We start from the raw sequence: 24,862 nt of genomic DNA, 5'->3' as shown, positions 1-24,862 counted from the left end.
CCCCCTGGAACTGCTCAGCCCCTGCCCTCGTGGGCGCCGACCTTCTGGGAGACCGCGTCCTGGAGCGGTTTCATGCGGTCCACGAGCTGCTGGAAGTCGGCGGTCCGGCCATCGGACCACTGGCCCATGGCGACCACCATGACCCGGCCGTGGCCCGTGAAAGCCTGCACCAACCCGCTGTCCGCGGGCAGACGCGGCAGGCCGGATCCGGCAGGCGGGGCCTGCACAGCGACCTGGTAGTCGTTGAAGGCCATCGCCAGCTCGGTCACCAGCCTCACCGTGTCCTGCGGGTCCTTCATCGTGAAGACGGCCACGTTGAACTGGTTGTTCCGGTCATCCTCGTAGAGGGCGATCTGCTCGCCGACGCAGCCCGCGCTGTCCTCGATCATGGCAGCCAGCCGGGGTCCGACCCCGTCCGGCTCCGTGCAGGACTCCATCACGGTCGAGCCCAGCCGGGTGAAGGCGGCGCCGGAGGCACCCTTGACCTCGGCCGGGAAGAGTTCGGCGAGCGGCGCCATCGGCCGCGTGCCGCCGGCCGCGGCCACCGTGCCCCGCGACGGCGCGGTCGACGGCGCGGCGGAGGTAGCCCTGGCGGGCACGGACGCGGCCGGAGCAGGCGCGGCGGTGCTGTCGTCGGCTGACACTCCGGTGTACTTCAGCACGGCGAAGGCCGCGCCCGCCGCCACCAGCGCCAGCCCCAGGTTCAGCGGCCGCACCCGCCGGGGCCGTGGCCGTGGCGCGGACTGCAGACCGGATCCTTCCGCTTCGAAACGCCGGACGAAGTCATTCCACTCATCGTCGTCCGGGCCGCTCCGACCCGCGGGTATCTCATTGTTGTTCGGCACGACCGAACCCTAGTGATCAACGCGGGTCAACTGAATAGCCGCAGGTCACAGCCTTATTACTCTGTCGGTCAAAGGGCGGTTCGGGCCGGGGCGCCCGGGCATGTGGAGGCTTTCAGCGGGCACGCCTGGGGCCGCCGCGGTGCGGGCGGCGCCGGGAGACAGCTTCGGGAGCGGCCTCGGGGGACGAAAAGCCGCCGGCCACGGCCGCACGCGCCGGGACCGGTGAAGCGGGGACCTGCGAAGCGGGACCCGATGCCTCAGCGGTACGAGGAGCCGTCGGCCGCTCGGCGCGACCGAGGACGGCGGTGTGGGAGATGAGGGGTGCGCAGGCCTGGCAGATCTCGGCGAGGGTCCAGACCTGGCCGATGGCCGGGTTGTGGATGAGGACCAGCAGCGGAGCACCGGTGCAGGAGGCTCTCGTGTCCTCGTGGAATCCGCATTCGGCGGCGCGGCAGGCGCACGCGGCGTGGGGGCGGACAGTGGCGAGCCGGGCGTGTGCGCGGGCGTGCTCGGCTGCGAACCGCCGCATGGCGGCTGTGTCCTTGGACCGGGGCGGCATGCGGCACGCCTCGGTGCTGCAGGTGACGGAGACGGTGTGGTCGCCGTGGCCGGTCAGACGGACCGTCCAGGTCCGCCCCGGAACACGGGATCCGGGAATCATGGTCAAAGGAGAGTTGTCCGTTCGCGTGTGCGGTGATGTGCCTACTGTTCGACAGTCTCACGTGTGGCGACAGTGAATTTCACGCGGCCAAGCGCCGGCGCGGGCACGCGCTGGACGGCCGGTCACGAGGAGAACCGCACCTCAGACGAGGCGACAGTGGCCGAACACGCCCTGTAGCTCTTTTTCGCACGCCGTTCGGCAAGTGTCAACGACATGGCGCCACACCCAGGCCGTCGAAACAATCCCGGGCCCATACGCCCCACTGCGGATGGACTGCGACGCGCGCCATCCACCCTTTACGCGTTTCGGGTTGAAAGCGGACTTTCCGGGATGGCTGCCGCGTGTAGAGGCGATGCCACGCCCGGAATCGGCAGGCGTGGGCGGGGCGAGCGGCGGGAGTCCGGCAGTATGACCCCGTGGCCCTGATACCCGGAACCTCTGACCGTGCCGCAGCCGCCGATCCGGTACGGACCCGTCTGGCGGCAGCGGGTGCCGCTGCGGTGATCGTCGGCGTGGGGCTGGGTCTCAGGGCCGTGGCGGCGGGGAGCGTGGCCAAGTACGGCGGAGACGCGCTGTACACCGCACTGCTCCTCGCTCTTGTCGTTGTCGCCGCGCCACGGGTGACACCCCTGAGAGCCGCCGCAAGTGCACTGACCATGAGCTGGGTGATCGAGTTCTTCCAGGTCAGCGGAGTCCCGGCGGAGCTCGCCCAGCGCAGTACCGTCGCCCGCCTCGTACTCGGTTCCACCTTCAACCCACCCGACCTGTTCTGGTACGCAGTCGGCGCGGCCGCCGGATGGCTCATCCACGCCACGGTCACGACCCGACATGGCCGAGGAAGCGGGTCCTCCAGCCGACACGCGACCGGGCACCCTACGCCGAGTGCCACCTCCGCCCGTCGGCGAGGCACAGCCGATCCGGCCCGCGCACCGCACGACGAACAGCACCAGAACCTCAGCTGACCTGACATCACCGCCCTGCGAGATGCATTCCGGTTCGAGGCGAACACACGGGGCAGATTCCGAGCGGGGCCGCACCCCGGGCATTCTCCTTGCGAACGGTGCTGGCATCGTACGGGTCATGGGAGAGGCAGGAACGACACCGGAACGGGAAACCGCGACGCAGAGCGGCGGCATGTCCCTGCGTGAGGCGGCCTGGCGCTATCAGGCGGATGAGATCTACCCGGAAGACCTGCCGATGATCGCCGCTGAGGCGCTCGCCGCCGGGCTGGACACCCCGGTGCTGTGCGAGCTCGCCGGTCTGCCGCGCAACGCGGATGCCCGCGATATCCACGAGGCGTTCGAGGAGGCTCTCGCCGAGTCAGGAATGGAGTTGCCCGATCCCGTCCTGGCGCGGCGCCACGCTCTGCGCCGGCTGGCGGCGAAGTTCATTGACGGGGAAATCGCTCTCGCCGAACTGGCTGCGGGCGACTGGTGGGAGACGGAGGTCGAAACCGAGGAGGAGCGATCCTTCGTGTCGCTGATCCCGCAATGCGAGTGCTGCATCGAGTACACGTTGGGGTTCGACCAGCGGACCTGGGCACCACAGCTGCGGGTCGCCGCACTCGCCCTGACATCATCTCCACCACTCGGACCCAGCTGGTGACCCGGCCACGACGGCATGACGGCCGGCTGGGGCGGCCTGCGGCACACGACCCCGATCAGGAACGCGGGCGCATCGAGCGCAGCCGGTCGGCCACGTCATAGACGGTCAGGCGCAGGGCGCGGATGTCGGTGATCAGGTCGCGCCACGGCTCGAACGCCGTGTCCACGTCCTTGCCGGAGGCCTTGATGTAGGCCACGGCTACGCCGTAGCCGAAGTACTCGTTCCTGGCGGGCAGTGGGCGCAGCAGGACGATCTGTTCCAGCAGCGCCGCTGCCCGCCAGTACGCATCGGGTTCGCCGGTCGCCAGCGCCGAGGTGTTGACGCGGTGGCGGGCGACCGCGGCGACCAGACCCGAGTAGTCCAGGACCCCCAGCTCTTTGCCGAGCAGTTCCTCCTGGCGGTCCAGGAGCCACCGGATGTCGATGTGCAGCTCCAAGGTCAGGCCGCCCGGTTCGTGCTCGCAGACGTCGGCAGCCCGCCGAACTCACGGTCGAAGGCCTCCGCGATACCCGGCTGGGCGACGACCTCACGGAACGCGGCGGTCGCCCTGCCCAGGGCGAGCTGGTTCTCTTCTTCGATGGCCAGCTCCGCCAGATAGGCGCGCACGCTCTTGCCCCGGGCCCGGGCCACCGCGGCGAACCGGTCCCGGGTCTCCGAGTCGATCTTCACAGTCGTATCTGCCATGCCTCCGAGTATGCACTCATGAATACCTTCACGAATACCTTTCGGGAATCCGCCGATCGGGACCTCAGTGGCTGTCGTCGTGGGCGAAGTCGGGCAGCTCGGTGGACAACAGCTGCTCGGCTCCACCGTCGAGAAGCCGTGCCATCTCCGCCGAGCGGGGCAGCATCGTCTTCTCATAGGCGTGGATCGCGTCTTCGACGGTGTCCCGGTGGGCGATGGCGAGGGCGAGCTCGCAGGCATCCAGCATGGCCAGGTTCACGCCGACGCCGAGCGGGGGCATGAGGTGGGCGGCGTCGCCGAGCAGCGTCACCCTGGGGTTGCGCTCCCAGGTGTGCGGGACGGGCAGGGCGTAGATCGGGCGGTCGACGTAGAGGCCGTCGTTGTCGGCGATCAGCCGGCGCAGGCGGGGTGACCAGTCGCGGTAGCGGTCCAGGAGGAGGGCACGGATGCCGTCGGTGTCGTGGAGCGTGAGGCCGCTCGCGGTGATCCAGTCGGCCGGGACGCGCTGGATGGCGTAGACGCGGATGCGGTCGCCGCTGTTGCGCTGGGCGAACAGGCCGCGCTCCCCGTCAGCTGCGGCCGCGCCGCCCTGTCCGACGAGTGCGGCGATGTCGGGGTGCCGGCGGTCGACGTCGTGGAACCGGGCTTCCAGGAAGCTCACGCCGCTGTACCGGGGGGCGGCCGGGGAGAGGGCGCGGCGGACCTTGGACCAGGCGCCGTCGGCGCCGATGACGAGGTCGGCTTCGATGGTGGCGCCGTCGGCGAAGTGCAGTCGCCGGGGACCATCGGTCGGGCCGCTGATCGCCTGCAGGGCGTGGCCCCAGCGCAGGGTACCCGGGTTGAGGGAGTTGAGCAGCAGGTCGCGCAGCTGGCTGCGGTCGATCTCCGGCTTGAACCGCTCGGCCTTGTCCGGGACGTGGTGGAAGAGCATGGCTCCGGTCGAGTCCATCTGGCGCATCTCCTGCCCCTCGGGGCGTGCCAGCCGGAAGAACTCGTCGAGCAGGCCTGCTTCGCGTAGGGCGATCTGGCCGTTGTCGGCGTGCAGGTCGAGGGTTCCGCCCTGGTCACGGGCGTCGGGGCCGGCGTCACGGTCGTGGACGGTGGCGGTGATGCCGTACTGCTGGAGGATACGGGCGCAGGTCAGGCCGCCGGGCCCGGCTCCGATGATGGCGATGCGGGGTGCGGGATTGGTCTTCAAGGTGAGGCTCCGTTCATGTCGCACAGCGGTGGTGCGGCTGAGGGGAGAAATCCGTGCGCGGGCATGCCTGATCACCCTTCTCGGGGCAGAGGGAAAGGGATGACGAAGGGACCGCAGCGCCTCAGGGCCGCCATTTCAGAAAAGCACACCGGATGAATAAGTGCAACGACTGCACTTTTGAATCTGGGCAACCATGGCGATAGGGTTGGGGCATGCCCGACACCACGACCGACGCCTCGGTCCACTCGGCGGCTCCGCAAGGACGCCGTGAGCGGAAGAAGGCCGCCACCCGTCAGGCCATCGCCGACGCGGCCCTGCGCCTGTTCTTGGAGCGCGGATACGACAACGTCGGCATCCGCGAGATCGCCGACGCCGCCGACGTGTCCACCACCACGCTCTTCAAGCACTTCCCGGTCAAGGAAGCCCTCGTCTTCGACGAGGACGCCGACCAGGAAGCCCGCCTCCTCGCGGCCGTCCGCGAGCGGCCCGAGGACCAGTCCGTCCCCGCGGCCCTGCGGGAACACGCCCTGCGCACCCGGCTGGCCTCCGTCGACGACGACGCCGGTTTCACCGCCTTCACCAACCTGGTGAACAGCACCCCCGCCCTGCGCGACTACGTCCAGAGCATGTGGCTGCGCCACACCGCCGCACTCGCCCAGGTCATCGCCGAGGAGAGCGGCCTCGCCCCGGACGATCCCGCCTGCACCGCCTTCGCGCACTTCGCCCTCGAAGCCCCCCGCGCGGTGCACTCCCACGACGACCGCCGGGGGGCCATCACCCGCGCCTTCGACCTGCTGGAGCACGGCTGGAGCGCACTCACCCAGGCCGGTCGATGAGGTAGTGGCCGGCCCCGGGCAGCTCGCCCACCTGCTGCACTCCGGCCGCCGGAGCGCCAGGTGCCCGGCCCGCGGGAAGTACGCCGCCAGGGCCCGGCATACTCCCGGGCCCGCCGTTGTGAGAGGGTCGGGCGCGGTTCAGGGCGTCCGGCCGGGACCGGGGCCACGAGGAGGGCAGTGTGGGAGGCAGCACGACCACGGCAGTGGTGCTGGTCGCGGACGACGACGCCGCCATCCGGCGCTCGCTGGAGCGCGGGCTGCGGCTGAGCGGTTTCACCGTGGTCCTCGCCGAGGACGGACCCGGCGCTCTCGCCGCGCTCGCCGCACGCATACCCGACGTTCTCGTCCTGGACGTGTCCATGCCGGGGCTGACGGGTACGGAAGTGTGCCGGCGCCTGCGGGAACGCGGGGACGAGACCCCCGTCCTGATGCTGTCGGCCCTGGACGAAGTGGCCGACAGGGTCGCCGGGCTCCAGGCCGGCGCAGACGACTACCTCGTGAAACCCTTCGCGCTGGAGGAGCTGGTGCTGCGCCTGCACGCCCTGCTGCGGCGCAGCCCGGCGCGCAGCGCGCAGGACGTGCTGCGCGCCGGACCGCTGGAGGTGGATCAGGCGACCCGCCAGGTGCGCCACGGCGGGACGGAGGTCCATCTCACCCGGCGGGAGTTCGAGCTGCTGGCCACGCTGGTGCGCAACGCGGGCATCGTCCTGACCCGGGACCAGCTGCTGGACCGGGTGTGGGGCTATGACTTCGAGGTGCGCACCGACGCCGTCGACACCTTCGTCAGCTACCTGCGCCGCAAGCTGGAGGAGGGCGGGCGCCCCCGGCTGATCCACACGGTGCGCGGGGTCGGCTTCGTACTGCGCGTGCCCGACGGGAGCGCTGCGTGAAGCTCGCCACCCGGATCGCGCTCTCGGTCACGGTGGTCACGCCCCTGCTGGTGCTGGCCGCGGGCCTGCTGGTGCTCGGGCTCGTCGGCCGCGACCTGCGCCAGCAGCAGGACGTACGGCTGAACGACCGGGCCTCGGCCGTCCTGCCCGACGTAAGGGCCCTGCTCACCGCCGACCGCAACGGCCGGCCGAAAGCGGAGCAGAACCAGCAGCGCAAGGTGCTCGGCGACGTCCTCGACGCCGGGATCCGCGTACAGAGCGCGGACGGGGCGACCGTCCTGCAGGGCGGGCCGCAGCCGGCCGAAGGGACGCAGCTGCCCGAACGGACCCCGGACGGCCCGGTCACGGTCCACGTGAAGGGCCATGCCTGGCGGGTGCTGAGCGTGCCCGTGACCGGCCCCGCGCCCGGGAACCTGTGGATCCACACCCCGGCCTCGGCCACCGACCCGCAGCTCGCCGCCGTGCGGCGCCGGGTGCTGCTGGTGGCCCTGCTGGCCGCCCCGGTCTCCGGGCTCCTCGCGTACGGGCTGGCGGGGCGCGCCACCGCTTCCGTGCGGCGGCTGAGCCGCCGGGCCGCCGAACTCGACCCGGCAGCCGGGGCCGCGGCCTTCGTCGGCACGCCGGTGAACATCGCCGAGGTGGACGAACTGTCCGCGGCGATCGGCCAGCTCCTCGCCCGCTACGACGAGCAGGCCGCCCGGACCGCGCAGGCGCTGGACACCGCCCGCTCCTTCTCCTCCGCCGCCTCGCACGAGCTGCGTACGCCGCTGATGAGCATGCAGACCGACCTGGACGTACTCGCCGCCCACCCCGACCTCTCCCCCGCTGAAAGGGCCGAGGTGGTGCGGGACCTGCGCAGCGACCACGCCCGGCTGCTCGAACTGCTGACGGCGCTGCGGATGCTCGGGCTCGGTGACCTGGTGGAGGTGTCCGCGTTCGCGCCGCTCGACCTCTGCGAGCTGGTGGACGCGGCCGTCGGGGAGGCGGCGCGCCGGCACGGCGAGGCGGAGCTGGACGTGGAGCTGCCGGCGGAACTGCGGGTGTTCGGCTGGGACTCCGGGCTGAAGATCATGCTCGCCAATCTGCTGCGCAATGCCGTGGTGCACGGCCACCTGCCGGGAGCGCCGCCTCGGATCGCGGTCCGGCTGCGCACGCAGGGCGCTTTCGCGGTGCTCACCGTGGACGACGAGGGGCCCGGCGTGCCGCCCGCCGAACGCGCGGCCGTCTTCCGGCGGTTCCACCACCGGGCCGGCAGCCCGGGCTCCGGCCTCGGGCTCACGCTGGTGGCCCAGCAGGCGGCACTGCACCGGGGCACGGTCACGCTCGGCGACGCCCCCGGCGGGGCGGGTGCGCGTTTCGAGGTGCGCCTGCCGCTGGCCTCGGCGGACGAGCCGACGCTGCGCCTGCCCGCACGGCGCGACTGGATCTCCCGGGGCGACTGAGCGGGGCCCGGAGCCGGGATCGGGACCGGCGGCCGGGCGGCGGGGGTGCGGCGACCGGGCGGCGGAGTGCGGCGGCCGGGCGGCGGGGCGGGGTGCGGCGGGTCCCACGGTCACAAGGAATCCACAAAATCGCTCCCTAGCGTCCTGTCCGGCCGGTACGCCGACGCACCGGCCCGTCGCACCGAAGGGGATACCACCATGTTCCGCAACCGCAGGACCGCCGCTGCGATCGGCGCCGTCGCCCTGGCCGGCGCACTGCTGTCCGCCGGCCCCGCGCAGGCCGACAGCTCTTCGCCGAGCCCCACCACCGCACCGGCCAAGTCAGCGCCGAAGGGCGACGGCGCGAAGGCGATCTGCAAGCGCCTGCCGAAGACCGAGACCAGGATCAGCACCGCCCTCACCCGGCTGAACGGCGACGCCACCGTCGCGGGCTCGGTCGCCCGGCTCGAGCAGCGCGTCGCCGAAGCCAAGAGCGCCGGCCACACCGAGATCCACGCGTACCTCAATGACCGCCTGGCCTTCCGCAAGAACCTGGTGCCGACCCTGCAGCAGCGCCAGACGGACCTGAAGGCCGTCTCCACCTGGTGCTCCGCGCAGGGGTCCAAGTGATGTCCACCCGCCGCAGCGCCACCGTGCTCGCCGCCGTGGCCGCGGGAGCGGTCCTGCTGCTGACCGGATGTGGGGGCGGCGCGGACGCCCACCCCAAGGCGGAGCAGTCGGCGGGCGCCGACGGCCAGGCCGCGGAGATGCAGGCGAAGCTGGACGCCGCTGACAACGCGGCCTCGCAGGCGGACGCGGACGCCTCGCAGAACAACTGACCGGCCCGTTGTCCCGACGGCCCGCCCCGGCATGCCGGGGCGGGCCGTCGCCGCGTGCGCGTCAGCGGCTCAGGTCAGTCCCACTGCTGGTCCGCGAGGGAGCTGACCGGCTGCGGCTTGCCGATGACGGCCAGGGCGATGAAGAAGTTGATCTGGCCGATCGCGATGGTGAGGGTGGCCAGCGCCTTCTCGTCATAGTGCTTCGCCACCTCGGCGTACAGCGCGTCCGAGACCCGCTCCTCGCCGCGCGGGGCGGGCTGGAGGGTGGCCTCCACCAGGGCGAGCGCGGCACGCTCGGCACCGGTGAAGTACGGGGCGTCCTGCCAGGAAGAGACAGCGGTGATGCGCTCCTCGGACTCCCCCGCCTTGCGCAGGAAGCCCGTGTTCAGAATGGTCAGATAGGTGTTGCCGACGATCTGCCCCGCACGCAGGTGGACGAGGCTCATCGTGGTACGCGGCACCGAACGGTTGCCCGTGGCCCGGAACAGGGCGGCACTGATGTCCCTCAACTCGGGCACGAACTCGCCCGGGTCGGACATCCGGGAGATCGAGGGGTTCGTCATGACTGCACTCCTTCACATCGGCCAGATCGGCGTCTTCACAGCACTGACGGATGGGCTCACGAAGATGTGACAGGAACCGGGAAGAATTTCCTCCGGCGCTCTCCGGGAACGGCGCAGGACCGTCAGTGCGGCTCCGTCCAGCCGTGCCGGACGGCGTAACCGCCGAGCTGCATACGGGTTCGGACCCCGGCCAGGTCCATGAGGTGGCGCAGGCGCCGGTGCAGCGTCCGTGGTGACAGACCGAGTTGTGTCGCGGCCGAAAGGTCGGTCAGGCCGGCCAGGAGGAGCGCGAGGATCCTCCGGTCGAGGTCGGTCGGGCCGTTCGTACCGAGCTCGACGGCAGGTTCGGCCCCTCCGCCGAGGCCCGCCAGTTCGAGCGGGTGGGCGGTTCGCCATACCGTCTCGAACAGCGCGTCCAGCGCGTCCAGCAGGCCGCTGCGGTGCAGCAGCACGGCGCCGGGCTCGCCGTCCGGAGTGACCGCGAGCGGGACGAGGCCGAGGTCGGCGTCGGCCAGTACGAGTTTCATCGGCAGCTGGTCGGCGACACGCAGTTGCACGCCCTTGCGCAGCGAATCGATCGCATCGTCGATGATGCCCGGCTCTCCCAGCACGGCCCGGTCCAGTACCGCCCGGAATTGCACACCGCGGCCGATGGCCACGGGCTCGGCCGTGTTCTCGTCGGGCGCCAGGGCGACGAACGGTGCGGTGATGAAGCTTCGGACCTGTGTGCGGGCCGCCTGCTGCACCTGGAGGAAGCGATGACGGATGGCGTCGACACCCGTGACGACCTCGATCAGATCGCTGATGCTGCTCCCGGTCATCGCCGCCCGGTGTTCCTCGGCGAAGGTCACCAGTGCCTGCTCCGCCATGCGCAGCCCGTCCCGGCGCTGGGTGATGAGAGCGCCGAGGGCCACGGCCGGCGGTGCGGCGGTGAACTGTTCGTCCGCCGACCTGGTCACGAGGCCCCACCCGACCAGGCGGGACAACGTCTTGTCGACGTGGGCCTGCGGCAGGGCGAGCACGTCCGCGAGCAGGGTCGCTGTGGAGTGCGGCCGTCCGAGCAGCGCCCGGTAGACGCGCTCGTCATCGGGTTCGAGGCCCAGCACATCCAGCATCGGCGACCGATCCTCCTTCCCTTGCCGCGGCGGGGAGAGTATGCGCCATGGCGGGAGACCCTGAATAGTGCCTGCTGGGAGCACGTATGACGGGAAAGGCCCCGGGGAGTCGCCTCCCCGGGGCCCGACGCTGCGGTTCATCGCAGTCCGTACGCCCGGATGATCTCGTTCTTGACGCTGAAGCCGCTGTCCGTCTCGGCGCTCGCGCGCACGGAGACGAAGCCGCCGGGCTTCGCGGCCGTCGTGAACGAGCCCGTCCAGGAGCCGTCGGTGCCCTTGGCCAGGGTCACCTTCTGCCAGGTGGCGCCGTCGTCGTAGGAGACGTCCAGCGCCACCGTGGTGACGGTGCCCGGCACGGTGCCGAGGTCCATGGACACCGGCTTGAGCGCGATCTGCTGCCTCGCACCGGCCTTGAGGTCGCCGTGCAGGTCCGACTCGAGCTTGTAGTCCAGGTTGAGCACCGAGAACGGCTCGAAGGAGTCCGAGTCGACTGTGTCGGACATGAAGGTCCACGCGGTGTGGGTGCGCGTCGACAGCCGGAAGACGTCACCGGGCCGCTCCACGTCGAGGACGGCGCGGTAGGGCAGGTTGCCCGCCGGTACCTCCTGCCACTGCATGTCTCCGCCGACCGGGTTGTCGTGGATCAGCCTGTCACCCTGGAACACCTGCAGGTGGGACGGAGTCTCACCCCACGGCAGGTAGCCGCCCAGCCGCATGGTGTCGCTGGCCGAGGCCCACGCCTGCACGTTCCAGGTCATGTGGTTCTGCCAGCGGGAGTTGTACACGCCGAAGGACTCGCTCTGGCCGGGCCTGGTCGCCGGGGCGAACCAGTCCAGCCGGGTGGCGCTGCCCTTGGCGTACGTGTTGTCGCCCGACACCATCGACCACGGCAGGACTCCGTCGACGCCCTGCGTGTGGAACTCCCGCCAGACCTGGCCCGGAGTCACCCACTCGGTGCGGGTGCCCGGGTGCCATTCGCGCTCGGGAAGGTTGAAGGACGGGCTGAGCGTGAAGTCGGACCGGTAGCCTTCCGCGGACCGGCCTCCCGCGGCGGAGTAGTAGCGGGCGTCGATCCGGGCGAGGTCACCCTTGGCCGGCTTGTAGACCAGAGCCCGGTCCGGCACCTGACCGGGGTAGTCCCGGGTGAGGTCGTAGACGAACGGCGTGTACCGGGTCTGCTTGACGGTCAGCTTGTGGGTGGCGGCTCTGGCCATCGCGACAAGGGCCTTGCCGGCGTCGCGGTGCACGGTGGCGACCGGGATGGCCGACTCTCCGACGTACTCCATCAGGGCTCCGACCCCGTCATTGACCACGATCAGCGCCTTCGCACCGGCCGCGACCGCGGCCTCGGTGCGCTCCTGCGGCGGAACCTCGTCGCTGCGTTCGATGACGACCGCCCTGCCCTTGGCCTTGACCTTCTTGTACGCGGCCGCCGCGCCGTTGCCCGCGTAGACGGCGTCCAGCCTGTCCGTGGCCGTGCCCAGGGAGCTGCCCGCCTGCACCAGCGTGTCGAGCTGGAGCCGACCGTCCGAGGTGCTCAGGCCGAGCTGCGGCTCACCCTTGCGCCAACGGGTGGTCAGCATGAACTCGCCCTGCTCCATCGGCTCCGTGGGTGCGACGTAGACGTCGTCGTACGTCGGCGGCAGCACGTACGCGCCGCGGTAGTCCGTGTACGGGTCGCGGCCCTTGTAGTGGACGTTGAAGTCGACCTTGCGCTGGCGGTCCTCGGTGCGCTCCGGCGCCTCGGTCTGCAGCAGGTGTGCGCGGCTCGCGTCCAGCACCACGTCGGCGGAGCCGTCCTTGAGTACGGTCTCCGGGTCGACCAGCACGGCCAGACCCGAGCGGTCCGCCTTCTCGCCGGCCACGTCGAGGTACCCCGCGACGGTGTACGTGCCCGGCGCCATGCGCATGGTGGTCGATCCGTCGACGTAGACCGACCACGGTGAGACGTCGCCGGCGAGGTTGATTCCGACCCAGCCGGCGGCGGGCTTGCCGTCCCTGCCGACCAGCTTGATGTTCAGGTCGTAGCGCTCCTCCTCCTTGAGGAGCGCCACGGAGGTGCGGGTCACCGGCTGTCCGGTGGCCGCGTCGGTGGCTGTCACGTAGTCGGCGTGCCGGCCTGCCGGGGCGGTTCGGGGGTCACCGGTCACGGGGACGGCGGCGGTGCCGCCCGCCGGGACGCTCACCGTGGTGGCTCCCAGCGTGAACGGGCCGCCGCCGGTCAGCGCCAGGTTCAGCGTGACGGCGGCGGGGCCGGGGTTGGTGAAGGTCAGGTTCTTCGTGACGGCGGCGTCGCTCGGCTCGTGCGGCCACGTGTGGTTGCCGAAGAAGAGCGATCCGGTACCGCGGATGGTGGTGTGCACGGCGGCGGCCACGTCGAGACGGCCGGTACCGACCTCGTAGGGCGAGTACCCGCCGTCCAGACCCTTCGCAGTGCTCATCAGGTGTTCCTTGAGCTGCGCGCCGGTCCAGTCCGGGTGCTGCTGGGCCAGGATCGCCGCAGCGCCTGCCACGTGCGGGGTGGCCATCGAGGTGCCGCTGAGGGTGCGGTAGGAGCCCTCTCCACCGCCGGTCATCTGCGACGAGCGGGGCGCGGTGATGTCCACGCCGGGAGCGGCGATGTCCGGCTTCATGCCGCCGGAGTGCGCCAGCGGACCGGTGCTGGAGAAACCGGCGAGCCGGTCCTGCTTGTCCGTGGCGGCCACGGTCAGCGCCGAGGCGGCCGCGCCCGGAGCGGAGATGCTCTCCGGGCCCGCGTTGCCGGCGGCTATGACGAACAGCGTGCCGTACCGCGCGGACAGCGCGTCGACCGTCTGCGACATCGGGTCGCTGCCGTCCGTCGGGTAGGAGTCGCCGAGACTCATGTTGACGACGTCCGCACCGGACTCGGCGGCCCACTGCATGCCGGCCATGACCCAGGAGTCCTGGCCGTAGCCCTCCGCGCCGCCGAGCACCTTGCCGACGAACAGGTCGGCGCCGGGGGCGACGCCCTTGTTGTCGCCTCCGGAGGCTGCGCCGGAGCCGACGATCGTGCCGGCCACGTGGGTACCGTGTCCGTTGACGTCGGTGACGGCCTCATCCGGTACGAAGCTGGCCGTGCCGTCGATCAGGCCGGCGAAGTCGGGGTGGTTGACGTCGATGCCGGTGTCGAGCACCGCGACCTTGACGCCCTTGCCGGTGTAGCCGGCCGCCCATGCCTCGGTGGCGCCGATCAACGGCACGCTCTCCTTCAGGTTGGCCTTCACCCGACCGTCGAGCCACAGCTTCGCCACACCGGCGCCCAACGTCGCGCTGCCCTGCGGCGCGACGGAACTCCAGAAGGTACGGGCCTGCTTCTTCTCGGTGCTGAGCACGGCGCCGTGGATGTCCTTGAGCTTGCGGGTCAGCCGGCTGCCCTGGGGAGCTGTCGGCTCGACCGCCGCGCCGGACCTCGGCTGGGTGTACGTCGCGATCAGCGGGACCGCGGCCGACTTCGCGTCGTCGTAGCCCATCTCGATCAGGTCGGTGACGTTGAACAGCCGTCGGTCCAGTCTGTCCGTGCCCAGCAACGGCACGGCCTCGTCCGGGACGACGAACAGGTCGCCCTTGATCTGCTGGATCTTCACACCGCCGACGGCACTGTCCGGCCGGTCGACGTCGGCGATCTGCTTGCCGTCGGCCGTCGTGGTGACCGTGACGACGTCGCCGGTGACCAGGGTGACCTTGTGGGTCGCCGAGGGCTTGGCGGTAGCGGTGGGCTTGCTCGGAGCGGCTTGTGCGGGCGCTTGCAGAACTGCGAGCCCCGACGCCAGCAGCGGCACCGCGGTAGCGGCCGAGAGCAGCTGCCAGCGCCTGCGCCGGAAGGCGGAGGACTGAGAGGAGGAGGACATGCCATGGGTCTATCGGCCGAGTAGCGCCGACGTGAAGGCCAGGGGGCGGCAAGTCCTCGCCATGGCAAGCATTTGTCAGCCGTGAACCGCCGGACACCGTGGCGTCCGACGGCGGGCGGCGAACGCGGCAGGCGGCACCCGCCTGCCGTCGCGCGCGGTGGCTCACGTAGCCTCCTGATCCTCCCACCCCTTCAGATCCGGACGGCCCAACAGTTGTGAGCGCACCCCTCAGCACCGAGTACGGAACGGAACGGCCGCAGGGCACTGGGGCCGTCACGGACCAGGTCGACATGCAAGGCGCCCGCCGCCGCATCGCGCCACGGGGAATCGTCGATCTGCGGGGGCGGAGCGACCAGGACATCGAGCTGTCCTATCCGTCCCACGCAGCGGTCATCGTCGCCGGCCTTCCCGGCAGCGGGAAGAGCACGCTCCTGCGTGCCTGGTCCCCGGCCGCCACCGTCGTGGATCCCCGCGCCACCCGCACCGCGTACGAGGCGTGGATGCCCGTGTGGCTTCCCTACGCGGTCTACCGGCCGTGGGCGCGGCTGAGACACATGCAGTGGACGCGTTCCGAGATCCGGCGCGGTCGGCCCCTGCTCATCCACGACTGCGGCGGCCGGGCATGGATGCGTCGATGGCTTGCGCACACGGCCCGCCGAGCCGGACGCCCCCTGCACATGGTGGTGCTCGATGTCGGCCCCCAGGAGGCACTGTCCGGCCAACACGCCCGCCGTCGGCTGGCTTCGCGTCTGGCCTTCGAAACCCACCGGCGGGGCCTTGCCGAACTGCTCTCGCACATCGAGGACGACGGCCTCACCGCCCGTACGGGCATCCGCTCCCTGGTTCTCCTCGACCGCGGCCTCCGAGACCGTGTCACGTCGGTACGGTTCGGCCTCCCCCAGGACTGATGGCATCACCCCGGCCGGGAACCCAGGTGGCGGGCGGGGCCCAGGCGCGGGTGGTCAGAGTTTGGCGGCTTCGTGCACCTGGTTCAGGTGGATGAGGATGTCGTAGGCCTGGCCGATTGCGAGGGTGGGGAGCGGGTCGTTCTTGAAGGACGAACCGGCGTTGTAGACGGGGCGGGGGGTGTTCAGCCAGTTGCGGCCCGCGACCGGCAGCGTGCGCAGGTCGAGGTAGTAGTCGCGGTGGCGGACCAGGTCGAGGGTGTACTCGTGCATGTCGGGGGCGGCCGCGGGGACGGTGACCTTGTCCCAGGCCCCGCCGAAGGTGGTCGCCGTGAGGAATGACCCCTGGGCAAAGGTGAATCCGATGGCTGCGTAGTCGCGGCCGAGGGCGTTGCGCAGGAAGACGCCTTGCGTGGTGGGGTACATCACGGGGTCGGTGGACAGGTAGCCGACGTGGCCGTTGTGCGCCGACAGCAGCATCTTGTCGCCGGTGCGGCGGTGCCACCAGGCGGTGTTGTCGGCCATGGCCTGGTCGCGAAGGAGCTCCGCGGCGGACACCGACTGCGGATCGGCCAGGTCGAGGGAGGTGAAGGCGAAGGTCTGGGCGATGTTGCGGGCGTGCTGTTCGGCCCATTCGTAGGCGTCACCGCCGGTGCCCTTGTTCGCGGTGACCAGGTCGAGTGCCTGCTGGGCGGTGGTGGCGTTGTGGCGTCGTTCCGCGAGGGGCTTGCGCAGATAGGCGAAGACATCGTCGAGGGGGCGCAGGCCCGCATACAGCTCTTCGAGGCGCGCGAGGTCCTGGGGGTGGCTCGCCCGGACGTGGGAGGTGACCCGGTCGAAGACGGCGTCGCCGAGCTTGGGCGCTCCCACGTCGTTGCCCATGAAGTGGACCTTCCGGCCGGGGTGACGGTCGTTGTACCGCCGCATCCAGTCGATGAGGCTGACGAACTCCTCGCGTTCCCAGGGGGATCCGGTCAACGTCTCCTTGGCGATCTGCCGGGCGTCGCCGGCGCCGCCCTGGAGGTACTCATCGATCCGCAGGCCGGCCGTCCAGCTCATCTCCAGGGCGAAGGTGGTGAAGCCCTCGTCCTCGACGAGGTGGCGGAATACGCGTTGCTTCATGGCGAAGAACTCGTGCGAACCGTGGGTGGCCTCTCCCAGTCCGACCACCTTGGCGTCGCCGACCATGGCTCCCAGGGCCCGCAGGTCGCCGGTGTTGCCGCCGGGTTCCGTCGACCGCAGCGGGTGGGCGGCGCGCTCCAGCGCGCGGAGCGCGTCGGCCTGTCGGCCGTCCGTCGCCGTGGTGGCGGGTGTGGCAGAGGCTGCCGGGGCCAGCAGGACGGTGGCCACGATGCCGGCCGTCGCGGCGAGCAGCCCACGTCGGCCGATCACCCGCTTGTGCGCGGTCATGCTGATCACTCCTCGGTTCGGTGTTCCACTGGGGTGAAACGATCATGACCCGGGGTGTGCGCGGGTCGCGCTGCGGTCCGCCTCCGACTTGACCGGGGGATATCCCCCTGCCCCACACGGTGGCCGGCCACCGGGAGCCAACCATCTCCGAGCACCCAGGAGCGTCCCGATTGCTGCCAATAGCCCTGGCCTCGGGACGAGTTACCGGGTCGGCGCCGCTGCAACAGGACTGTGACGGGGACGTGGCAAACCATGATCATCCGGCGGGATAGGGTCGCCGTACCGGTCGGCGCAGGGGCGCGGACCGGACATCAAGAACCTCGGGGGATTCACATCATGCCGACCAACCGCCTGCTCCGAACTGCCGCGCCGATAGCGCTGGCCGCCTTCGCGCTCACCGCCTGCGGGCCGGAGAACAGCGCCCCGGCCGCCGCGGCGAAGGGGACGTTCGCCGAGCCCCTCGCCCTGAAGACGTCGGCGGACGTGTCCGAGACGCACTTCCCGGACAACGCGAAGACCCAGCTGAGCGTCACCCCGGCCTCGGTCGTCAAGGGCGACAAGGCCGCGGTGGACAAGCTCGGCGTCGGGCTGCTGGACGGCAAGACGCCCTACTACGTCACGACCACCTACACCCACAAGGGTGGTGCGCAGGACGGCGTCGTCAGCTTCAACCACAAGCTGCTGCTGCACGGCACCGACCCGCAGCGCGCGTACTCCTTCGCCCCCTCCTGGGGAGCCAAGTTCGAGCCATGCCAGGAGGCTTCCGACAATGACCTGAAGCTGGCCGAAGGCAAGTCCGTCACCACCTGCGAGATCTACCTGGTTCCGGAAAACGTGCAGCCCCTGTTCGTCGGCTTCCAGGGCGAGCGCGACACCAGCTCCCCGAGCAACGAGACCGGCACCGCGCCCGAGGTCGTCTGGAAGGTGGGCTGAGCGGCCATCCGGGCGGCCGGCAGCGGCCACTGGGGGCTCTGACCAGCAGTCCCGCCTTCCGCTCCGGCACAACCAGGGGCGCTCCGTTTCGGTTACCTGGCCTCGCCTACTGACATCGATGCCTTGACGGCATCGGCCAAGTCTGTCGCCGGTGTTATCGAGGACCGCCTGGGCGGGCAGGCCGTCTTCATCGAGAGCGATACTGGGCCGCACGTCCACTGGTCCGCCGGTGGCGACCCCAAGGTACTGATCCTCGGACACCACGACACGGCGTTTTCGCTCGGCACCCTCGAACGCCGCCCGTTCACGGTCGAGGACGGGCACGCCACCGGCCCCGGGGTCTACGACATGCTCGGTGGTCTCGTGGCACGCGGGCCTTGAGCCCGAAGCCGGCGTCAACGCCCTGATCGAGGCCTCCCACCAGGTGTTGGACATCGCGGCGCTCGGGCGACCCGACCTCGGCACGACCGTCATCCCTACCGTCGCGTCGGCGGGCACCATGGACACCGTCGTGCCCGCCGGGGCGACGGTTCTCGTCGACGTCCGTGTCGCGACGTCCGACGAGAAGGACCGCATCGAATCGGCATTCGCGTCTCTATCCCCGCACCTCGACGGGGCGCAGATTTCGGTCCGAGGAGCCATCAGCCGGCCCCCGATGCCCGAGTCCGCCTCGGCCGAACTCTTCGCGGTGGCGCGGCGGCTGCTTCCCGATTTCGAAGGAAAGGCAGTCGGTGGCGGAAGCGACGGCAACTTCACGGCCGCTCTCGGCGTGCCGACACTCGACGGCCTGGGAGCAGTCGGCGGCGGTGCGCACGCCGACCACGAGTACCTGGTGATTGACGCCATGGCCGAGCGAGCACATCTCGTCGCCGGCCTCGTGAACACGATCCAGAACGCGCAGAAGGGCGGCTGACGCTGCCCAGGCGGGTTGATGCCCTGAGCATTGCTCTTCGCCGCGCCGGTGGAATACAGCGGATCTCGCCAGGAGGGAACTACGGGCGGGTGTTGGTGGGTAACATCCGGCAGCAACACCGTGAGGTATGAGGAGAGTGAGCCGCAAGTGGCCAACGACCCGGACACCACGCCCATCCACAACGTGTACGCGCAGCGGTTCGCCGCAGATCTCGAGACCAACCGCAAGGAACAGGATCAGGTCTCCGCGCAGATCACGGAACTCGAAGAACGCCTGAAGCAGTTGAAGGCCGACGAAAGCTGGCTTCACGGCATGCAGGGTTCACTGCCCCCGGCCGCGGACGGGGCTGTGGCCTCCGGCGGCCAGGTGGCGCCGCAGCCCGGCCAGTCCCCCGCACATGACACCGCGACCGTTCCCCCGCCCCGGAAGGCGAGGAAGGCCACCGGCCGCGCAGCAGGAAGGAAGGCAGCACAGCCCAGGAAGACCTCGGGGGTCGCATCCAGCGCGAAGGCCAAGACCACCGCAGCCACCGCAGCCACCGCAGCCACCGCGAAGAAGACCACCGAGGCGAAGACGGGCAAGACGGCGGAGCCCCCGCTGCGCGAACTCGTCCTGGCCCTCCTCGTCAGCGCCGCCGAACCCCGCATGGTCAGCGAGGTCACCACCGAACTGGCCCAGGCACACCCCGGTCGGCCCGCATCCGGCCAGGTCGTCCGTAACGCCCTCGAAGCACTGGCCAGGAAGAACCTCATCGAAAAGGAACACAAGCAGGGCTCGGTCATGTACTCCGCGCCCGTCCAGCCCGCGGTGGGCGAGCAGCTGTCCACGGCGGCTCCGGCCACCGACACGACGGACGAGAGGGAAGCGGTAGTGGCCTGACCCGTCACCCCCACTCCGTAGGCCACCCAACCCCCGCCTGCTCCGGCCCTGTCCGCGGCCACCTGCCCCGTGGATGGCCCGGCCGGGCCTCATGGAGGGGGCGGGTGGCCCCGAGTTCTGCACGGCGTTACTGATCGAACCGGCCGCACTCGGGCCGGCCTACGTGCACTTCGAAGGCACCGCCGACGCATTCGACCGGCCTGCGCCGCGGCCGGGCCAAGCCAGGCCAGGCCAGGCCAGGCCAGGCCAGGCCAGGCCACGCTGAGCCTCGGCGTACGGCGGACGGACCGCGACGAAAACCGGATCGTCAGATTTCGACGGCAGGGTAGGTCTCGACGTAGCTCTCGCCGTGGGCGCCGTAGTAGGTGCAGTTCCGCGCGTTGAGGTCGACGTCGTACCAGACGATGCCGGCGTTCCAGCAGCCCTGGACGAACTCGGCGAAGGTGGTCTGGCCGGCCTGGTCGGCACGCAGCGCTGTGACGAGTGCCTGGCGGTCGAACGGCATGACGTCGAGCATGCCGGTGGCCAGCGGTTCGCCCTGGACGGCGACGGGTCCTGCGTCGGTGAGGTAGAGCATGGCGTTCGACGGCACGGCCATCCGGCAGCGGGTGACTCCGGCCCGGCGCAGGGCCTCGGCCTCACGGCCCGGGCCACAGATGCCCACCGCGCGCTGACCACCGGCATCCCCGGCGACGAGATCGCCGCAGCGCGCGCCCTGCTGCGCCGCCTCATCGATCAGGTGCACCGCCATGAGGCCGACGGGCAGACTCCACCCGGGTGAACCGGCTGCGGGCTGCCGTCGATCAGGACGTGCTGTCGCTCTCGCCCGGGCCCGCAGACAGACCTTGGCGTTGCCGGCCCCGCTGAACTGCGCTGGCCAGGAGTCGGGCCGCCACACTGAGCAGCAGCAGATTCAGCGTGATCTGCCCCGTTGTCAGCAGGCGGGCCGACTCGCTGCGCGCAGTAATGTCCCCGAATCCGACCGTACTGAACACGGTCATCGCGAAGTACAACGCGTCCGTGCGCGACAGAGGTTCACTGAAGCTGCCCGACGCGCTGTGCTCCAACAGGAAGCATGCCGTGGCGTACAGCAGGACGAAGAGCGGCGCGGTGACCGCCATGGCCTCCATGGCCTTCAACCCGGGCCGCGGAGACAGTGTGATCGTGTAGATCTGCCAGGACAGGAGCACGGCCACGGCCACGACGCCACCGACGAGCACGATGACGGTCGTGACCGTGAAGGCCGAGTCCATGGGCAGCAGGTAGTAGGCGGCCACAAGGAGCGTCGCCGTCATCAGCGAACGCACGGAGGCAAGCAGTACTTGCCGACGGTGACCACCCACATTCCCGTTCACGACTCCACCCCGACTCAGCGCATGCCCTGACCCCAACCTCTCCGGTGAAACGGGCGCTGCGCGGCAGGCGCACCAGGAAATCACCGGCATGGCCCCACGCGTGGGTCGTGCCTTCCCGGTCCGGCCGGGCCGCGCGGCGCAACCGGACATGCCGGGGCCCAACTCGGCCATATGGGCCATGCAGTCCATAACAGGCCGTGACAGATGACCCGGGATGCTCATTGCTCGCTGCGGAGCTTGTCGATCTGCTTCCCCAGGGCTTCCGTCTCCGCGATCAGTTGGTCGTGCGCGTTCTCCTGCGACGTGTCGCCCTGCGCCTTGAACGCCTCGGTGAAATGCGGCTGGAGTTGGGTCCACCAGCCGTAGTCCAGCATCGCCCAGGCCTGCGGACACAGTGGGGCGCGGGACTTCGGCAGGTATCCCGCATCGACCAGGGGCCCGTAGAACTTCTTCGGGTCGCTTCCCTCGAGGTAGCAAAGGTAGTTGAAGACCCTTTGCTGGGTGACGGGGTGATCGCTCGCGAACCCCTCCAGCGTCAGCTTGCCCTCCGCGCGGGCGAGCTCGTCGAAAAGGATCGCGGTCGCCAGCGTCGGGCCCGGCCCTACCTCGTTGATGGTGTAGAACGACGCGAACCCGTCTGCGGCGTCCTCCTCGAGGCCGAGGTTCGCGAGCTGAAGCTGGCGCTGCAGAGCATGGCCCAGCTCGTGGCCGAAGATGAACTGGGTCGACAGCGCGGTCAGGTCGTCAACGTTGAACTTGGCCTCGGGCAACAGGGCGGGCCGTTTGACGGTCTTGACCACGCCACTGAGGGTCTCTTCGATCTGGGTCAGGAACGCCGGAGGCACGTAGATCGTCCTGCCGTCGGGCTGGGTGACCGCATCCGTGACACCCGGTGGGACCTTGTCGGTGACTTTCACGACCATGTCGTGCGGGAGGTCGACCGACTTGTTCACCCAGTCGGCGGCCTGCTCGAGCACGCCGGACTTCCGGATCACCTCTACGGCATGCCGGTTCTTCGGCTTGATCGCGTCGTCCTCGTAGACGACCGTGACCTCGCCACTCGCGCCGACCGCGTCGCCGCCGCACGAGACGACGGCGAAGCCGGCAAGGAACAGCGCCACCGCGAAAGCCGCCTTCCGCTTGGCCGAGTACCCACTACTACTCAGCACCCCGGCTCCTTTCCTCGGTCAAGGCGTTGCGGCGGGCGGTTGCACCGGCGGCCGCCGGAGCCGTTTCCCGATGCCGGAGCGGAACTCGAACCTGACACGCGGATTATGATCGACGAGCCCTTTGTCTACAAGAACCCTTTTTTGGTGATTCCTCCCCGCTACTTCAGGCCGGTCGCGCTCGTGCATCACGGCGCCTGGGGCGACGTGCACCGCTGCACCGCGTCGGCCGCCTCCTGGTACGGGAAACTCCGGCTCACCCTGCACCCTGCGCATCACCCAGATTTCGGGAGTCGCTGACGGGGGCGCGTGCCGCCGGAACCGGCCCGGGAGGCGGCCGTCGTGAGGGGCGGCCGGCTCAGTGGAACAGCATGGACCCGTCCCCGGCCGGGGTGGTGACCGAGCCCGGACACAGGAAGCTGCCCGAGGTCTTGGCGGCGGTGAAGGCCCGGTTGATGTACTTCCGGCTCACGCCGTCGCGGTCCCACACGATGTTCGTCGCCTTGTAGCGGCAGGAGATGAAGCTCTGCCTGCCGGTGATGTCGATCAGATCCGTCCGCGCCGTCCCGGCGGCGTCGTCGAAGGTGAAGGCGGGGTTGTTGTTGAGGGTGGCGGCTATGCCGCCACCACAGGCCAGGTTGCCGCCGGGGGCGTTGATCGTGGTGCGGTCGACGGTGAGGGCGTCCGGGGCAGCGGCGCTGGTACTCGCGTTGGTCCAGCTGCAGCTGTTGCCGGCGACCACCATCACGCCGTCGACCTTCTGTTCGGCGGCCGAGGCGCCGGAGCCCTGCGCGAGGGCGGTGCCGGTACCGGTGAAGGCCGCGGCGACGACCAGCGTCGCGATCCCGACGATGCGTGTGACGCGGGTGCTGCGGGTCCTGCGGGTGCTGTGCCCCGCGTGAATTCCGTGCGTGATGGGCGCGATGTGCCTCATGATTCGCTCCTCCATGCCACGTACTGGTGGGGGTGGGCGAGGCGCTGGGCCTCTCAGGGGGTGCGGAGTGCGTGCCGGGAGCGTCCCACAGCCGCCCTGAAGTGTCAGGAGCCTGTCAGGGGCATGGCAACAATTGGCTGGAATTACCGGTCGGTACAAGATGGCGCCGGGAGGTGACGGCCGGGCGCCGTACGGCCCGCCACCCCGCGAAGCCTACGGCGTCTGCGTCGGGGTGAACTTCGTGAGGATCAGCAGGGTGTCGACGAGGTCCTCGGCCGGGGCGCCGGTCGCCAGCCGACGCAGCTGCTGCCCGAAAACCAGGGCGACGGCCACGCCGGCCAGGCGTTCGGGGTCCGGCACGCCGAGGTGGGTCAGGATCCGGGTGGCCAGCAGGTCGTACGCGGCGAAGCACTCGGCCGCGGCGGCACGCAGCCGTTCGTCGCGGCCGGCCTGGACGTAGAGCTCGAAGGGCGCGATGTGGCGGCTGTCGAAGGCGTTGCCGCCCGCGACCTGCGCCACCACCTCGGCCGCCTGCCCGATGTCGAAGCGCTCGTCGGTGCACGCGTCGGCGAGCTCCGTGAAGTGCCGGGTCTCCTCCGCCACGAAGTGCAGCAGGCTCTCGCGCAGCAGCTCGTGCTGGGTGGCGAAGTGGTAGGTGACGGAGCCGAGGGAGACTCCGGCCTCCTTGGCGATCCGCCGGTTGGTGACGGCGGCGATGCCGTCCTGCCCGATGATCCGCAGTACGGCGTCGATGATGCTCTGGCGGGTGTCGGAAGCATGGGGCATGTCGATATTCTGCCCCATCGTCCTACGTGGTCGCCCAGGCAGGGCTGGGGAGTTGGGGGCAACGGAGGTGTGGACAGGGGGCGGAGCGATCTCTACTGTTCGTTCGAACGAACAGTAGAGGGACGCCACAGGGGAGTCGTAGTGGACATATCCGGATCAACCGTTGTGCTCACCGGGGCTACCGGAGGTATCGGTTCCGCCCTGGCCGCGCGCCTGACCGCGGAGGGAGCCCGCCTCACCGTCACCGGGCGGCGGGAGGAAGCCCTCAAGGTCACCGCGGACGCGTGCGGCGCCCGCGCCGTGGTCGCCGATCTGGCCGCCCGGGCCGACGTCGTCCGCCTCGCCGAGACCTGCGCCGAGGCCGACATCCTCGTCGCGAACGCAGCCCTGCCCGCCAGCGGCGACCTCCTGGACTACACCGAGGAGCAGCTCGACCGCGCCCTCGACGTCAACCTGCGGGCACCCGTCTTTCTCTCCCGACTGCTCGCGGCGCACATGGTCGCCCGCGGCCGCGGCCACATCGTGCTGGTCGGTTCCATTTCCGGCAAGGCGGCGACCAAGTCGACCTCCCTGTACAACGCGACGAAGTTCGGGCTGCGCGGATTCGCCCTCGCCCTGCGCCAGGAACTCAGGGGCACGGGGGTGGGGGTGTCCCTGGTCCAGCCCGGCTTCGTCCGCGACGCCGGGATGTTCGCGGCCACCGGTGCCGCCACGCCGAACGGCATCAGGACCGTCACGCCCGGCCAAGTCGCCGACGGCGTCGTACGAGCCGTCCGCCGCGACCGGTGCGAGGTCAACGTGGCGCCGCTGGAGCTGCGGCTGCTGAGTGCCATCGCCGGGCAGTTCCCCGGATTCGCCGAGCGGGTCCAGGCTCGGGCGGACGTCGACGGCTCCGTGCGACAGATCGTCGAGTCCCAGCGCTCACGCCGTTAGGGGGCGGCGGTCCCGCACCCCCGGTCGGGACCACCGCTCGCGCTGGTTTCGCCCGTCGCCCGTAACAGCTACGCCGCGCTCCCTGCCTCCCTCCGTGACGCCTTCGACGTCGTCGGGTACGA

Annotated in this window: 25 protein-coding genes and 2 pseudogenes; 13 read left to right on the top strand and 14 right to left on the bottom strand. The window is 70.5% G+C overall.

What is annotated here, in order from left to right; genetic code table 11:
* Positions 1 to 14 precede the first annotated feature (14 nt).
* Both OG737_RS32150 and OG737_RS32145 read right to left on the bottom strand, forming a co-directional pair.
* Positions 15 to 716 (bottom strand): hypothetical protein, encoded by a 702-nt coding sequence (locus tag OG737_RS32150; protein WP_405922300.1) that lies wholly within the window; start codon positions 714 to 716, stop codon positions 15 to 17.
* A gap of 241 nt (positions 717 to 957) precedes the next feature.
* A complete protein-coding gene (locus OG737_RS32145) occupies positions 958 to 1,506 on the bottom strand; it encodes a hypothetical protein (RefSeq protein WP_405676662.1) in 549 nt (182 codons plus the stop codon).
* Positions 1,507 to 1,982: 476 nt separating this feature from the next.
* Between OG737_RS32145 and OG737_RS32140 the strand changes: the two are divergent.
* Positions 1,983 to 2,312, top strand: a pseudogene (locus OG737_RS32140) (DUF2809 domain-containing protein); the annotation flags it as partial.
* Between the two features lie 274 nt (positions 2,313 to 2,586).
* Positions 2,587 to 3,111: a hypothetical protein gene (locus OG737_RS32135; RefSeq protein ID WP_328929715.1), complete on the top strand. Its 525-nt coding sequence runs from the start codon at positions 2,587 to 2,589 to the stop codon at positions 3,109 to 3,111.
* Positions 3,112 to 3,166: 55 nt separating this feature from the next.
* Here OG737_RS32135 and OG737_RS32130 read toward each other — a convergent pair whose 3' ends face one another.
* The 3 genes from OG737_RS32130 to OG737_RS32120 all read right to left on the bottom strand — a co-directional run bounded on the left by OG737_RS32130 (position 3,167) and on the right by OG737_RS32120 (position 4,993).
* Positions 3,167 to 3,547 carry a toxin Doc gene (locus OG737_RS32130; RefSeq protein ID WP_405922299.1) on the bottom strand — a complete coding sequence of 127 codons (381 nt, stop codon included), beginning with the start codon at positions 3,545 to 3,547 and terminating at the stop codon, positions 3,167 to 3,169.
* Between the two features lie 2 nt (positions 3,548 to 3,549).
* Positions 3,550 to 3,795, bottom strand: coding sequence for an antitoxin MazE7 (locus OG737_RS32125; RefSeq protein ID WP_405676668.1), 246 nt, complete (start codon positions 3,793 to 3,795; stop codon positions 3,550 to 3,552).
* Between the two features lie 64 nt (positions 3,796 to 3,859).
* Positions 3,860 to 4,993, bottom strand: coding sequence for an FAD-dependent oxidoreductase (locus OG737_RS32120; RefSeq protein ID WP_405922298.1), 1,134 nt, complete (start codon positions 4,991 to 4,993; stop codon positions 3,860 to 3,862).
* A gap of 212 nt (positions 4,994 to 5,205) precedes the next feature.
* Between OG737_RS32120 and OG737_RS32115 the strand changes: the two genes are divergently transcribed.
* The 5 genes from OG737_RS32115 (at position 5,206) to OG737_RS32095 (ending at position 8,979) form a co-directional block, all read left to right on the top strand.
* A complete protein-coding gene (locus OG737_RS32115) occupies positions 5,206 to 5,829 on the top strand; it encodes a TetR family transcriptional regulator (RefSeq protein ID WP_328929711.1) in 624 nt (207 codons plus the stop codon).
* Between the two features lie 179 nt (positions 5,830 to 6,008).
* Complete coding sequence (locus OG737_RS32110; protein WP_328929710.1) at positions 6,009 to 6,719, top strand: response regulator transcription factor; 711 nt, start codon at positions 6,009 to 6,011, stop codon at positions 6,717 to 6,719.
* Positions 6,716 to 8,161, top strand: a complete 1,446-nt coding sequence (locus OG737_RS32105) for a sensor histidine kinase (protein WP_405676674.1) — start codon at positions 6,716 to 6,718, stop codon at positions 8,159 to 8,161. Before OG737_RS32110 ends, OG737_RS32105 begins: the two co-directional genes overlap by 4 nt.
* A 198-nt stretch (positions 8,162 to 8,359) precedes the next feature.
* A complete protein-coding gene (locus OG737_RS32100) occupies positions 8,360 to 8,770 on the top strand; it encodes a hypothetical protein (RefSeq protein WP_328929709.1) in 411 nt (136 codons plus the stop codon).
* Entirely contained in the window at positions 8,770 to 8,979 is a 210-nt protein-coding gene (locus OG737_RS32095; protein WP_405676676.1) for a hypothetical protein, read from the top strand. The genes OG737_RS32100 and OG737_RS32095 overlap by 1 nt, the downstream gene beginning before the upstream one ends.
* 74 nt (positions 8,980 to 9,053) lie before the next feature.
* On the opposite strand, the gene OG737_RS32090 is transcribed toward OG737_RS32095, so the two are convergent.
* From OG737_RS32090 to OG737_RS32080, 3 genes are all read right to left on the bottom strand, one after another.
* Positions 9,054 to 9,542 carry a carboxymuconolactone decarboxylase family protein gene (locus OG737_RS32090; RefSeq protein ID WP_328929707.1) on the bottom strand — a complete coding sequence of 163 codons (489 nt, stop codon included), beginning with the start codon at positions 9,540 to 9,542 and terminating at the stop codon, positions 9,054 to 9,056.
* A gap of 122 nt (positions 9,543 to 9,664) precedes the next feature.
* Positions 9,665 to 10,657, bottom strand: coding sequence for a helix-turn-helix domain-containing protein (locus OG737_RS32085; protein ID WP_328929706.1), 993 nt, complete (start codon positions 10,655 to 10,657; stop codon positions 9,665 to 9,667).
* Between the two features lie 137 nt (positions 10,658 to 10,794).
* On the bottom strand, positions 10,795 to 14,526 hold the full coding sequence (locus OG737_RS32080) for a S8 family peptidase (protein WP_405676679.1): 3,732 nt from the start codon (positions 14,524 to 14,526) through the stop codon (positions 10,795 to 10,797).
* A gap of 215 nt (positions 14,527 to 14,741) precedes the next feature.
* Here OG737_RS32080 and OG737_RS32075 point away from each other — a divergent pair, with 215 nt between their 5' ends.
* Positions 14,742 to 15,434 carry an AAA family ATPase gene (locus OG737_RS32075; RefSeq protein ID WP_405676681.1) on the top strand — a complete coding sequence of 231 codons (693 nt, stop codon included), beginning with the start codon at positions 14,742 to 14,744 and terminating at the stop codon, positions 15,432 to 15,434.
* A gap of 54 nt (positions 15,435 to 15,488) precedes the next feature.
* Here the strand turns inward: OG737_RS32075 and OG737_RS32070 are convergent, their stop codons facing one another.
* Positions 15,489 to 16,841 carry an erythromycin esterase family protein gene (locus OG737_RS32070; protein WP_405676683.1) on the bottom strand — a complete coding sequence of 451 codons (1,353 nt, stop codon included), beginning with the start codon at positions 16,839 to 16,841 and terminating at the stop codon, positions 15,489 to 15,491.
* Between the two features lie 336 nt (positions 16,842 to 17,177).
* Here OG737_RS32070 and OG737_RS32065 point away from each other — a divergent pair, with 336 nt between their 5' ends.
* From OG737_RS32065 to OG737_RS32055, 3 genes and pseudogenes are all read left to right on the top strand, one after another.
* Positions 17,178 to 17,774: a hypothetical protein gene (locus tag OG737_RS32065; RefSeq protein WP_405676685.1), complete on the top strand. Its 597-nt coding sequence runs from the start codon at positions 17,178 to 17,180 to the stop codon at positions 17,772 to 17,774.
* A gap of 111 nt (positions 17,775 to 17,885) precedes the next feature.
* A pseudogene (locus OG737_RS32060) lies at positions 17,886 to 18,687 on the top strand (M20/M25/M40 family metallo-hydrolase); the annotation flags it as partial.
* A 147-nt stretch (positions 18,688 to 18,834) separates the two neighbouring features.
* On the top strand, positions 18,835 to 19,566 hold the full coding sequence (locus OG737_RS32055; RefSeq protein WP_405922297.1) for a hypothetical protein: 732 nt from the start codon (positions 18,835 to 18,837) through the stop codon (positions 19,564 to 19,566).
* Positions 19,567 to 19,873: 307 nt separating this feature from the next.
* Here the strand turns inward: OG737_RS32055 and OG737_RS32050 are convergent, their stop codons facing one another.
* The 3 genes from OG737_RS32050 to OG737_RS32040 all read right to left on the bottom strand — a co-directional run bounded on the left by OG737_RS32050 (position 19,874) and on the right by OG737_RS32040 (position 22,090).
* Positions 19,874 to 20,317 (bottom strand): DUF1398 family protein, encoded by a 444-nt coding sequence (locus OG737_RS32050; protein WP_328929700.1) that lies wholly within the window; start codon positions 20,315 to 20,317, stop codon positions 19,874 to 19,876.
* 52 nt (positions 20,318 to 20,369) lie between these two features.
* On the bottom strand, positions 20,370 to 20,921 hold the full coding sequence (locus tag OG737_RS32045) for a potassium channel family protein (RefSeq protein ID WP_405922296.1): 552 nt from the start codon (positions 20,919 to 20,921) through the stop codon (positions 20,370 to 20,372).
* A 218-nt stretch (positions 20,922 to 21,139) separates the two neighbouring features.
* Positions 21,140 to 22,090: a DUF4344 domain-containing metallopeptidase gene (locus OG737_RS32040; RefSeq protein WP_405922295.1), complete on the bottom strand. Its 951-nt coding sequence runs from the start codon at positions 22,088 to 22,090 to the stop codon at positions 21,140 to 21,142.
* A 105-nt stretch (positions 22,091 to 22,195) separates the two neighbouring features.
* Between OG737_RS32040 and OG737_RS32035 the strand changes: the two genes are divergently transcribed.
* A complete protein-coding gene (locus OG737_RS32035; protein WP_405922294.1) occupies positions 22,196 to 22,387 on the top strand; it encodes a hypothetical protein in 192 nt (63 codons plus the stop codon).
* 58 nt (positions 22,388 to 22,445) lie between these two features.
* On the opposite strand, the gene OG737_RS32030 is transcribed toward OG737_RS32035, so the two are convergent.
* Positions 22,446 to 23,021, bottom strand: coding sequence for a hypothetical protein (locus OG737_RS32030; RefSeq protein ID WP_405922293.1), 576 nt, complete (start codon positions 23,019 to 23,021; stop codon positions 22,446 to 22,448).
* A 213-nt stretch (positions 23,022 to 23,234) separates the two neighbouring features.
* Entirely contained in the window at positions 23,235 to 23,807 is a 573-nt protein-coding gene (locus tag OG737_RS32025) for a TetR family transcriptional regulator (protein ID WP_328929696.1), read from the bottom strand.
* Positions 23,808 to 23,948: 141 nt separating this feature from the next.
* Here OG737_RS32025 and OG737_RS32020 point away from each other — a divergent pair, with 141 nt between their 5' ends.
* On the top strand, positions 23,949 to 24,740 hold the full coding sequence (locus OG737_RS32020; protein ID WP_405922292.1) for an SDR family NAD(P)-dependent oxidoreductase: 792 nt from the start codon (positions 23,949 to 23,951) through the stop codon (positions 24,738 to 24,740).
* Positions 24,741 to 24,862: the final 122 nt, after the last annotated feature.

The sequence above is a fragment of the Streptomyces sp. NBC_00122 genome (assembly GCF_045160845.1).
GTDB lineage: Bacteria > Actinomycetota > Actinomycetes > Streptomycetales > Streptomycetaceae > Streptomyces.
Note: the sequence above shows the minus strand (reverse complement) of the source record. Positions and strands in the feature narration are given on the sequence as shown.

Bases quoted from the DNA above. Each gene is read 5' to 3' on its own strand.
- OG737_RS32145 (WP_405676662.1), bottom strand. From the start codon at position 1,506: ATGATTCCCGGATCCCGTGTTCCGGGGCGGACCTGGACGGTCCGTCTG.
- OG737_RS32135 (WP_328929715.1), top strand. From the start codon at position 2,587: ATGGGAGAGGCAGGAACGACACCGGAACGGGAAACCGCGACGCAGAGC.
- OG737_RS32125 (WP_405676668.1), bottom strand. From the start codon at position 3,795: ATGGCAGATACGACTGTGAAGATCGACTCGGAGACCCGGGACCGGTTC.
- OG737_RS32115 (WP_328929711.1), top strand. From the start codon at position 5,206: ATGCCCGACACCACGACCGACGCCTCGGTCCACTCGGCGGCTCCGCAA.
- OG737_RS32100 (WP_328929709.1), top strand. From the start codon at position 8,360: ATGTTCCGCAACCGCAGGACCGCCGCTGCGATCGGCGCCGTCGCCCTG.
- OG737_RS32095 (WP_405676676.1), top strand. From the start codon at position 8,770: ATGTCCACCCGCCGCAGCGCCACCGTGCTCGCCGCCGTGGCCGCGGGA.
- OG737_RS32090 (WP_328929707.1), bottom strand. From the start codon at position 9,542: ATGACGAACCCCTCGATCTCCCGGATGTCCGACCCGGGCGAGTTCGTG.
- OG737_RS32085 (WP_328929706.1), bottom strand. From the start codon at position 10,657: ATGCTGGATGTGCTGGGCCTCGAACCCGATGACGAGCGCGTCTACCGG.
- OG737_RS32080 (WP_405676679.1), bottom strand. From the start codon at position 14,526: ATGTCCTCCTCCTCTCAGTCCTCCGCCTTCCGGCGCAGGCGCTGGCAG.
- OG737_RS32070 (WP_405676683.1), bottom strand. From the start codon at position 16,841: ATGACCGCGCACAAGCGGGTGATCGGCCGACGTGGGCTGCTCGCCGCG.
- OG737_RS32065 (WP_405676685.1), top strand. From the start codon at position 17,178: ATGCCGACCAACCGCCTGCTCCGAACTGCCGCGCCGATAGCGCTGGCC.
- OG737_RS32050 (WP_328929700.1), bottom strand. From the start codon at position 20,317: ATGGCGGTGCACCTGATCGATGAGGCGGCGCAGCAGGGCGCGCGCTGC.
- OG737_RS32035 (WP_405922294.1), top strand. From the start codon at position 22,196: ATGATCGACGAGCCCTTTGTCTACAAGAACCCTTTTTTGGTGATTCCT.
- OG737_RS32030 (WP_405922293.1), bottom strand. From the start codon at position 23,021: ATGAGGCACATCGCGCCCATCACGCACGGAATTCACGCGGGGCACAGC.
- OG737_RS32025 (WP_328929696.1), bottom strand. From the start codon at position 23,807: ATGCCCCATGCTTCCGACACCCGCCAGAGCATCATCGACGCCGTACTG.